The following is a 1,394-nucleotide window of genomic DNA, read 5'->3' on the forward strand; positions in this document are numbered from 1 at the left end:
GGCGCTGGAGGAGAAGGACGCCCGCGGGCTGGGCGTATCGGTCGCCGCGCTGCGGCGCAGCGTGCTGGTCTGCTGCGCCGTGCTGGTGGCCGCGCAGGTGGCGGTCAGCGGCAGCATCGCCTGGGTCGGGCTGGTTATCCCGCACCTTGCACGTCTGCTGGTCGGCGCCGACCATCGACGCCTGCTGCCAACCGCCTTCTGGCTCGGCGGCGGCTTTATGGTGGTGGTGGACAGCCTGGCCCGCACCTTAACTCAGGCGGAGATCCCGATCGGGATTATCACCGCCCTGCTCGGCGCGCCGCTGTTTAGCTGGCTGCTTTTCCATTCGCGCCACCGAGGAACCGCCTGATGGAAGTCTCCCTTAGCCTGACGCAGCTGCTCTATGGTCATCGTCAGCCGCTGTTTGCCCCGCTTAGCCTGCGCTGCCGCTCCGGCGAAGTCTGGGCGATCCTGGGCGCTAACGGGCGCGGAAAAAGCACGCTGCTTGATACGCTGACCGGCGTGCTGGCGCCGCTCGGCGGCCGGTTTGAATCGATCGGCGGCACCGCTATCGTGCCGCAGTCTTTTCGCCCGGCGTTTAGCTGGCAGGTGCAGGAGGTGGTGCTGATGGGCCGGGCTCGCCACGTCGATCTGTTTGCCCAGCCCGGCGCCGAGGACCGACGGCAGGTGCAGGAGGCGCTGCGCCAGCTGGGGATTGCGCATCTGGCGGCCGCCGCCTTTCGCGCGCTCTCCGGCGGCCAGCAGCAGCTGGTGCTGATCGCCCGCGCGCTGGTGGGCGCCAGCCAGAATATCCTGCTCGACGAGCCCTGTTCGGCGCTGGATCTCGCCAACCAGCAGGTGGTGCTGCAGCTGATTAGCGATCTGGCGCATCGCCAGACGCGAACGGTGCTGTTCACCACCCACGATCCGACCCACGCCCTGCAGATAGCCAGCCATACCTTACTCCTGCTGCCCGAGGGCGAATGGCTGGCGGGAGAGTCCGCCGAGGTGCTGAGCGAAGCTAATCTGCAGCGCGCCTACGGTTTACCGGTCCGCAAAATCGACCACCCCGGCTCGGCCGTGCCCCTGCTGGCGCCGCAGTTTACGATCCGCCGCTGAGCGGCAAAAAGCCCGCCGCGCGCAGGAAGCCCTGCCCCTCGTCGCCGAGAATAAAGCGGCAGAGCCGCTGCGCGTCGGCGCTCTCTTCTGTCGGCGTCAGGTAGTAGTCGGCGCGCACGTTCCACGGCGGCGGAATGACAACGCAGCGCAGCGCGTCGCCGGCCGGCATCTGGCTGGCGTAGTGGGCGTAGCCGATAAACAGGTCGGCCAGCCCTTCGCCAATCAGCCAGGCTGCCGCCGTGCTGCCCGGCGGGACCTTTAGCGAGTCTCTTCCTCCCACCAGCTGCCCGGCGCGG

At 68.4% G+C, this 1,394-nt stretch carries 3 protein-coding genes; 2 read left to right on the forward strand and 1 reads right to left on the reverse strand.

Annotated elements, in window-relative coordinates; translation table 11 throughout:
• Both PFH44_RS27585 and PFH44_RS27590 read left to right on the forward strand, forming a co-directional pair.
• Positions 1-349 (forward strand): iron chelate uptake ABC transporter family permease subunit (locus PFH44_RS27585; RefSeq protein ID WP_283826841.1); only part of this gene is annotated, 349 nt, incomplete at its 5' end.
• A complete protein-coding gene (locus PFH44_RS27590) occupies positions 349-1,098 on the forward strand; it encodes an ABC transporter ATP-binding protein (protein ID WP_132514081.1) in 750 nt (249 codons plus the stop codon). The genes PFH44_RS27585 and PFH44_RS27590, both read left to right, overlap by 1 nt.
• Here PFH44_RS27590 and PFH44_RS27595 read toward each other — a convergent pair.
• A partial coding sequence (locus PFH44_RS27595; RefSeq protein ID WP_283826843.1) for a substrate-binding domain-containing protein occupies positions 1,082-1,394 on the reverse strand: 313 nt, incomplete at its 5' end. The two genes, PFH44_RS27590 and PFH44_RS27595, sit on opposite strands and share 17 nt — an antisense overlap.

The organism is Klebsiella sp. Ech2A (assembly GCF_030078455.1).
Classification (GTDB): Bacteria; Pseudomonadota; Gammaproteobacteria; order Enterobacterales; family Enterobacteriaceae; genus Klebsiella; species Klebsiella terrigena.

Bases quoted from the DNA above. Each gene is read 5' to 3' on its own strand.
- PFH44_RS27590 (WP_132514081.1), top strand. From the start codon at position 349: ATGGAAGTCTCCCTTAGCCTGACGCAGCTGCTCTATGGTCATCGTCAG.